This window comes from Anoxybacillus sp. (assembly GCF_036834105.1).
Lineage (GTDB): Bacteria > Bacillota > Bacilli > Bacillales > Anoxybacillaceae > Anoxybacillus.
The window spans coordinates 1-8,528 of record NZ_DAITON010000100.1 but is presented as its reverse complement, the minus strand read 5'-3'; the positions used below and the strand labels follow the sequence as shown (position 1 = coordinate 8,528).

Annotated in this window: 8 protein-coding genes and 1 pseudogene; 6 read left to right on the top strand and 3 right to left on the bottom strand. The window is 41.2% G+C overall.

What is annotated here, in order from left to right:
- Positions 1 to 76: 76 nt before the first annotated feature.
- The 3 genes and pseudogenes from V7Z64_RS09940 to V7Z64_RS09930 all read left to right on the top strand — a co-directional run.
- A pseudogene (locus tag V7Z64_RS09940) lies at positions 77 to 318 on the top strand (IS701 family transposase); the annotation flags it as partial.
- A gap of 241 nt (positions 319 to 559) precedes the next feature.
- Entirely contained in the window at positions 560 to 1,609 is a 1,050-nt protein-coding gene (locus V7Z64_RS09935; RefSeq protein WP_334110277.1) for a hypothetical protein, read from the top strand.
- Between the two features lie 225 nt (positions 1,610 to 1,834).
- Positions 1,835 to 2,668 carry a 5'-3' exonuclease gene (locus V7Z64_RS09930; protein ID WP_297987205.1) on the top strand — a complete coding sequence of 278 codons (834 nt, stop codon included), beginning with the start codon at positions 1,835 to 1,837 and terminating at the stop codon, positions 2,666 to 2,668.
- 37 nt (positions 2,669 to 2,705) lie between these two features.
- On the opposite strand, the gene V7Z64_RS09925 is transcribed toward V7Z64_RS09930, so the two are convergent.
- Positions 2,706 to 3,947, bottom strand: a complete 1,242-nt coding sequence (locus V7Z64_RS09925) for a glutamate-5-semialdehyde dehydrogenase (protein WP_297987206.1) — start codon at positions 3,945 to 3,947, stop codon at positions 2,706 to 2,708.
- 21 nt (positions 3,948 to 3,968) lie between these two features.
- Positions 3,969 to 5,087, bottom strand: a complete 1,119-nt coding sequence (gene proB / locus V7Z64_RS09920; RefSeq protein WP_297987207.1) for a glutamate 5-kinase — start codon at positions 5,085 to 5,087, stop codon at positions 3,969 to 3,971.
- A gap of 288 nt (positions 5,088 to 5,375) precedes the next feature.
- Here proB and V7Z64_RS09915 point away from each other — a divergent pair, with 288 nt between their 5' ends.
- The 3 genes from V7Z64_RS09915 (at position 5,376) to V7Z64_RS09905 (ending at position 7,901) form a co-directional block, all read left to right on the top strand.
- The gene (locus V7Z64_RS09915) at positions 5,376 to 5,657 is read left to right on the top strand and encodes a hypothetical protein (protein WP_334110274.1); all 282 of its coding nucleotides are present in this window, start codon (positions 5,376 to 5,378) and stop codon (positions 5,655 to 5,657) included.
- 122 nt (positions 5,658 to 5,779) lie between these two features.
- On the top strand, positions 5,780 to 6,682 hold the full coding sequence (locus V7Z64_RS09910) for an ABC transporter ATP-binding protein (RefSeq protein ID WP_297987209.1): 903 nt from the start codon (positions 5,780 to 5,782) through the stop codon (positions 6,680 to 6,682).
- Positions 6,672 to 7,901, top strand: a complete 1,230-nt coding sequence (locus V7Z64_RS09905) for an ABC transporter permease (protein ID WP_297987210.1) — start codon at positions 6,672 to 6,674, stop codon at positions 7,899 to 7,901. Before V7Z64_RS09910 ends, V7Z64_RS09905 begins: the two co-directional genes overlap by 11 nt.
- A gap of 25 nt (positions 7,902 to 7,926) precedes the next feature.
- On the opposite strand, the gene V7Z64_RS09900 is transcribed toward V7Z64_RS09905, so the two are convergent.
- A complete protein-coding gene (locus V7Z64_RS09900; protein WP_297987211.1) occupies positions 7,927 to 8,400 on the bottom strand; it encodes a PCYCGC motif-containing (lipo)protein in 474 nt (157 codons plus the stop codon).
- Between the last annotated feature and the right edge of the window lie 128 nt (positions 8,401 to 8,528).

Genomic DNA, 8,528 nt, shown 5'->3' with positions numbered 1-8,528 from the left:
TTTGTCTCTTGGGTATGGAAATTAATGTAATAAAAAATGCTCATCTACAGTTTTCAAGCCAAGTAGTTTGCCCAAATACATTGCACCGAAAGACACTCACCTTGTCACGGTAAAGAAATGCGTTATCGGTTGTATCGTTACGAAGGCGCTCTCAAAGTTCTCGATGATGCTGTGGTGATCCCCTCCTAGGAAGCCCATCAACCGATGACATCTGAACATCTTCATGGCATCTTGAGCGCCAATCGTGAGTTAAGAGATGAGGACATCTTACGCTACTACGCCGAGCGTTGGTCGATCGAATGTTTTTTCCGTCAAGCTTGTTGTTTCTATTTTTTTGTTTCCTACTATTGTTCATGGAGAACAGGGAGCCACAGTGGATGATTTTACATTGACGCCTGAAAACTATGAAAAGTGGCTAAAGCTTGCAGAACAAAAAGATATGGAACACATTGGGAAGCGCTAGGATCTACAAAAGAAAATGGGGTATTTCGAGCGGTGTACAATGCAGATTTAAATGGCTCGAATATGGCTATGGCTTATTAAGGGGATATTGATGATTATGAAAAAGAAAATATATTTTCTATTATTATCTCTTGTTGGTACAGTTTCCATATGTGTTGGGTGTAGTGAGCAGAAATCAAACCTATCGGAACGTATTACTACGCAACCAAACTTGCTAAAACTGGATGTTCCTTCTCCAAATTGGACGCATGCTGTGAAAGTAGGAGATGAATTATTTGTTGGAGTGAATGGTGATAAGACGAACCGTGCATCGGTGAATGAACTCATTTCTATAAATGTGAAAACAAAAGAACAGCGCGTGTTATTTCGCTCTAAACATCCGGAAGCGATTGTACAGTGGGTGCAGGCAAACAAACATTGGGTTGTTTGGGAAGATTCAACCTCCTTTGGAGATAGTTCAGTCATTTGGGGGATGAATCGGAAAACAGGGGAAACGTTCCAAATTGCTGAATCTTCCTCTTCTTTTCCCACTGTCTTCGATCCGGTATTAAATGGGGATAATGTTGCTTGGACAGAAAGGGGAGCATCATTTGGACAAGTGAAGCTTTGTCATTTATCGACACGGCAGACGAAAACGATTGGTCGCACAGTATCGCAAGGGCTGTATAACGAGTTCGTCTCACTACGTGATGACAAAGTCGTATGGACCGATTCGGAAAATGGGAAAGGTTATTATTATATTTATGACATTCCTACGGGTACTACGAGTAGGTACGAAGCTCCTGCTCCATTTCCTGCTTATGCAGTTTATGACAATGGGATGATTTATGCGCTCCATTTTCGCGATCTACGATATCTAGATGATCAAAAATTTGGGTATTTTGATGTGAAAAAGAAAGAGTTTTTTGTGTTTCCTATTAAGCATGGGATTATTCACTATTTTGATGCTGCAAAAGGGAAAGTAGCGTTTTTGGATGAGAAAGGTCAAGTTTCCATTTACGAGAGACATGACGGAAAGTGGAAAACAATAAAGGAGAGAATCGATCCTCATCCGCTTTTTCTCTATTTCGATCAACAAGGACATTTGATATTGAAATATGAGGATACGGAGCATGATCGGCGATGGCTTAATATTATCGAATGGTAAAATGGTGAATTTGTAGGAAGGACATATATCAATCATTTTCATGAGGCAACCTTGTAGAAAAGATCTTGAGTATCGCTTGATTTTTGGATATTGGGTGTTTTTTAAAAAAAGACGTTTACAATAAATGATACGTTGCACAAAATATTTTCGAACGGTTCCACCATCCCATATGGGGTGGTTTTTTGTTATACTTGTTTCATCGATACATAGAAAGGATAACGAGCGATGGAACGAGAACATTTGTTATTAATCGATGGAATGGCGTTATTGTTTCGATCGTTTTATGCAACAGCGCCGAGATGGATGATGAATAGCCGTGGGGTGCCGACGAATGCGGCATATGGGGTAGTAAAGCATATCGAAGCGGTGACAAATGCCCTTCAACCGACGCACGTCGTTTGTTGTTGGGATATGGGAAGTACGACGTTTCGCACCGAATGGTTTCCGGACTATAAAGCGAATCGAGGTGAGCCACCACACGAATTAGTTCCGCAGTTTGATTTAGCGAAAGAAGCAGTGGCAATGCTCGGTATTCCGAATATCGGCGTGCTCGGTGCCGAAGCGGACGATTGCATCGGCTCGCTTGTAAAGCAATATCGTGATGAGATGCGCATTTCGATTGTGACCGGGGATCATGATTTATTTCAACTTCTTTCAAAACATGTCATAGTCTACTTACTGGCGAAAGGCATTGGCAACTATGAGGCGTACACGCTCGAACGCTTTATTAAAGAAAAAGGGATTCAACCACATCAACTCATCGATGTGAAAGCGCTCATGGGCGATGCGAGCGACAATTATCCAGGCGTACGCGGCATCGGGGAAAAGCAAGCGTTTAAACTTATTCAACAATACGGATCGATTGAAGGAATCATCGAGAATTTAGCGAACTTAACAAAAGCACAGCAACAAAAAATAACCGAACATTTTGATTCGCTTTATTTGTCGCGCAAACTTGCGGCCATTCATTGCGATATTCCGATGTCATTGCGATTAGAAAAGGCGAAATGGAGTGACGAGCATCAGCGGTTTGCGGAAGTATTAGAAGCGATTCGGTAAGACGAAAAAACCAGCCCCACATAGAGGCTAGGTTTTTTTACGCCCGCACTTGTCCATTGCCATACACAAGTGTTTTTGTTGTCGTGATGGCACGCAAACCCATTGGGCCGCGAGCGTGCAGTTTTTGTGTGCTAATGCCGATTTCCGCACCGTATCCGAACTGTTCGCCGTCGGTGAAGCGAGTGGAGGAGTTATGGTACAATACAGCGGCATCGACATGAGCAAAAAACTGCTCTACATGTTCATCGGTTTTAGAAATAATCGCTTCGGAATGTTTTGTGCCGTAGCGTTCAATGTGTTCAATGGCTTCGTCGACCGTTTCGACGAGTTTCACCGCTAAAATCGGGGCTAAAAATTCAGTCGCCCAGTCGGCTTCTGTCGCTTCACGGACGAACGGATATGTAGACGAGAGCCGTTTGTCGCCGCGCAGCTCGACCCCTTTTTCATGCAGCGTTTCAAGCAACGCACTTATATATGGCCATTGGTCGTGAACGATGACCGTTTCAACCGCATTGCAGACAGACGGACGTTGTAGTTTAGCGTTTATGACGATATCGAGTGCCATTTCTTTTTCGGCGGAGTCGTCAATGAAAATATGACAATTGCCGACGCCTGTTTCTAACACAGGAATTGTGGCGTGTTCGACGACCGATTGGATAAGTCCAGCACCTCCTCGTGGAATGAGAACATCCACATATTCTTTTAAACGAAACATGTGTTGTGCTGTTTCACGGCTTGTATCTTCTAATAATTGAATCGCATCGGATGGAACTGACGATTGTTTTAACGCTTCTTGCATGACGGATACGAGCGCTTTATTCGAGTGAATGGCGGACGAGCTACCGCGCAACAAGACGGCATTTCCCGTTTTTAAACAAAGACTAGCTGCATCGACTGTTACATTTGGACGGGCTTCATATACCATACCGACAACACCAAGCGGCACGCGAATTTGTTTTAATCTGAGCCCGTTTGGTCGCGTCCATTGTTCGATCGTTTCGCCGATTGGATCTGGTAGCTGAATCACTTGGCGAACACCGTCAGCAATTTGGTGAATACGTTCTTCCGTCAGTTGTAGTCGGTCAAGCAACGAAGGGGAGAGTCCGTTTTCTTTTCCGTTTTCCATATCTTTTTCATTCTCTTCTAAAATGTACGATTTTCGTGCAACTAATGTTTCCGCGATGATCGCAAGCGCCTTGTTTTTTTCTTCCGTTGATAATAATGCTAAACGTTTAGAAACTTGTTTTAGTTTCTTTGCTTTTGTAAGTAATTCGTTCATTTTTTTCGCTCCTTTTCGTATTTATCGGACTGTTATGTTTTTAAAACATACTAAGTTATCGCGATGAATGACTTCTGGGCGATGGTGGAAGGAATATTGTTTCGCTTCCTCGCTTGAAAAACCTTTTACTTTCGCTAAATCGTCGGCAGCATAATATACTTGCCCTCTGGCGATCACCTCACCTTTTTGATTCACAATATTGACAACATCAAGCGCTTGAAATGAACCGAATACATTGATTACGCCAGCAGGCAATAAGCTTTTTCCTTTATGTAAAAGGGCACTTTCTGCTCCTTCATCAATTTCAATCGTTCCGGACACTTTTGAATGATAAGCAATCCATTGTTTGCGCATTTGCATATGTTCTTGAAAAGGGGAGCCGATATACGTCCCGTCGCCTTTTCCTTCTAAAATATGTTTCAATTTTTCTTTTCCTTTTCCTGTACCGATAAAGACGCTGACACCAAAAGAAAGAGCTTTTTGTGCGGCAAGCAGCTTTGATTTCATTCCACCCGTTCCAACCGCAGATCCGCTACCGCCTGCTTGTTCGATAAGCTCGTCAGTCATTTCCGAGAGAAAATAATATTTTTTTGCCTCAGGGTGATTCGGATGTTTGTCATATAGCCCATTAATGTCCGTTAAAATAATAAGAGCATCAGCATGCAAAAAACCGGCTACAAGCGCGGACAATAAATCGTTATCCCCGAACGTCAACTCTTCCACTGCAATTGAGTCGTTTTCATTAATAATTGGAAGCACACCACGTTCTAACAATGTAGAAATTGTCGCAAATAAGTTGCGAAATCGCTCGCGGTCGTAAAAATCTGCACGCGTTAACAACAACTGTCCTGTGACAATATCGAACGAACGAAAGGCGGAAATGTATGTTTGCATAAGCAAGCCTTGACCGACTGCTGCCGCTGCTTGTTTCGCGGCGATCGTCTTCGGGCGTGAGCGATACCCAAGTAAACCGAATCCGGCTGCTACGGCACCTGATGAGATAAGAATGATATCGTGTCCTAATTGCTTCATATGAGCAAGTGCTTCGACATGTTCAACAAGCTTTTGTTCTGAAAGTGTGCCATTTTTTTCGGTTAACGAGCTGCTACCAATTTTGACAACGATTCGCTTTTTTTTCACCTTTCCACCTCCTTGAAATAAAAAAACGCTCCTTCGCCCTTATAGAAAAGGACGGAAAAGCGTCGTTTCCGCGGTACCACCTTTTTTGGCGCAATGCGCCCACCTCTTGCCCTGTAACGTCGGGAGAACGGCTTATGTTTGCATAAGCGGCCGTATAGGGTAGGTTCAACCGATTTTGCGTGAGGAACCTTCCAGCCTATGGGTTCCACTCTCTGACACGTTCCATCGGTTTACTCGTCCCGTGCCTTATTCCACATATGTCTTTTTTCAGAATTATGAAACAAAAAAATGAAGATGTCAATGGGTTTTACGACTGTTTGGACAAAAGACGAAGTTTTCGTTCATGTTGAAGTGTTTTGGAAGAAAGTAAATCAACAGTTTCTTGCGTGTCTCATAGATCGAGAAGGTCCATTTTCTCGTTTACCTGTTGAAATCGTTCGTTCATCTCTTGTCGGGGAACATCAATTTTCGCTTCTAATTTACTTTTTACGGCTCGAATGTCACAACGAAGTTAATCGCCTATTTCCTGCATTTCAGCACGGAGTTGTCGTCCGACGTTTTTCATTATAAATGAATGGTGGATAAGAAAGAAGTATGTTTTTTCTTATTTTTTAACATAAAAAAGTAAATATATGAAACTTTTACCTGACGTCATACGTTATAATAGAATGAAAGAGAAAGGAGTGAAAAGCATGGGATTAGTTTTACAACATGTAACAAAACAGTTCGGTTCGTTTGTAGCGGTAGATGACGTAACATTATCTATTCCAAAACAGCGTATGTTTGGATTTCTCGGAGCGAATGGAGCGGGGAAAACGACAACGTTTCGAATGATTTTAGGATTACTTGAGCCGACAAAAGGAGAGATTACGTGGAACGGTGAGCGCATCACGTACAAACATAGTCATCTTATCGGATACTTACCAGAAGAAAGAGGGCTGTACCCAAAGCTAAAAGTAAAAGAGCAACTCATTTATTTAGGTAGATTACGAGGGTTACATAAAGAAGAAATTGTAAAGGAAATGCGCGATTGGCTCGAGCGTTTTAAAATACCACAATATGAAGACCAAAAAGTAGAACAACTATCAAAAGGCAATCAACAAAAAATTCAATTTATCGCTGCAGTGCTCCATCGACCGCAACTACTCATTTTAGATGAACCGTTTAGCGGGTTAGATCCGGTAAATGTAGAAATGTTGAAAGAGGCTGTTATTGATTTACAGAAAAAAGGAACAACGATCGTTTTCTCAAGTCATCGGATGGAACATGTCGAACAATTATGTGAGCATATATGCATTATGCATAAAGGAAAACCGATTGTGCATGGATCAATTAAAGAGTTAAAAAGATCTTTTGGCAAAAAAAATGTCATTATTCATGGGGAACTTCCGTTTGACACATTAATACACATTCCAGGTGTAATAAAAATGGAGAAGACTGTTGAAGGAGTCCGTTTGCAAATAGCGGATGAGAGCGTATCGCAACATATTCTTGAACATATTTATTCGAAAGGATTTATTCGCACATTTTCATTAGAAGAACCATCGTTGAATGATATTTTCATTGAGAAAGTAGGTGCAGCGTATGAGCAATAAGTTTTGGATTGTTTTTCTTCATACGTATGTAACAAAATTAAAATCAAAGTCTTTTTTAATTTCAACGATTGTTACTGCTTTGATTGTATTTGGTATTAGTCAGCTAGATCGCATCATAGAAGCATTTAGTAATGATGGTCAAAAAACAATCGGTGTTATTGACGAAACAAATGGATGGTACGAAGCACTACAAGCACAATTTCAAACGAATAAAGAAACAAGTCTTGTTCGCCATGATGGAAGTGAAGAACAAGCGAAAACATATGTTCAAACGGATCAATGGTATGCGTATATCGTGCTTGACGTACAAAATGCGCAGCCGAAAGTGACATATTATGCGAAAAATATTGCAGATAGTGATGTTACGCATGAAATCGAGCAAGCATTGCAACAAGTCAAAATCGCGATGATGGCAAAGCAAATCGGGTTAACGTATGAACAAATCAACGCACTATATGCACCGATTGCGATGGAAAAAGTGGCGCTTGAACAACATGCCAAAACAGAAGAACAACTAAATCAAGCAAGGGCGATCGTTTATGTGCTATTGTTTGCGATGTACATGTTTGTGTTAATGTACGGAAGTATGATGATGATGGAAGTAGCAACAGAAAAGTCATCTCGCATTATGGAAATTTTAATATCAAGCATCTCACCCATTCAGCAATTGTTCGGAAAAATTTTAGGGATTGCTTTGTTAAGTTTGACGCAATTTATTCTCATATTTTCGGTTGGTTATGCATCGATGAAAAATAGTGATATGTTGCGTCAGCTAATTGGCATGGATGAACTGCCTCTCTCCCTTATTTTATATGGCATTCTCTTTTTCTTGCTCGGCTATTTGTTGTATGCGATGTCATTTGCTGTGCTTGGTTCGATCGTCAGCCGCGTCGAAGAAGTACAACAAATGGCTGGCCCTGTGACGATGCTCGTTGTCGCAGCGTTTATCATGGCGATGTTTGGTTTAAATGCACCGGAGTCACCGTTTATGACAGCAATGTCGTTTGTCCCGTTTTTTACCCCGATGATTATGTTTTTACGCATTGGCATGTTGAACGTTCCAACTTGGGAAATTGTCCTTAGCATCGGTTTGCTCGTCGGAACAATTGCCTTTTTATTCGTATTTGGTTCAAAAGTGTATCGCGGCGGCGTGCTCATGTATAATCAAGCGTCTTCATGGAAAGATCTCAAGCAGGCATGGCAATTAACGAAAAAGTAAAAAGCCGAGCGAAATGCTCGGCTTTTTACATCGGCTTTGTCGGTGTCGGTTTGGCGTATCCTTCTTTATATGTTTCATCAATAAAGTGGCGAATGTCTTTGATAGGCATTCCTTTCTCATATTGTTCGATCGAAATAGCTGCAGTTTCTAAACAAACCCCACATTTTGTCGCATGATCGTCCCACACGATGGCCCCGTTGTTTTTATTTTCATATACGAAACATTCATAATTATTTTTATGACCAACCGACTCACCACAGCCACAATAACAAGGGATATGTTCTAGTAACGCTTGATGTTTTGCAGCCTGTTCGTACAAATGAGCCATCGACTCATTATAGGAAGATAAAAATGATGGAAGTATATGAATTGAGGCAGTTTCCTCACGTATATCACTCATTTCATGTTCTGTAGACGTATGATTATTTTCTTTTTGCGCACAACCACTTAACAATAGACTAATCGAAAACATGGCGCTACATATATATCTTTTTTTCATCGTCATCCATCCTTTTTTATAAATTCATTATACTGTCCGACTTTTTTCCCTATTTCTTTCTTCCTTTTCCTATTATCTCACATTTCGCACCCTCTCGACAAAAATCGGGAGGATTTTTTTATCTTCCT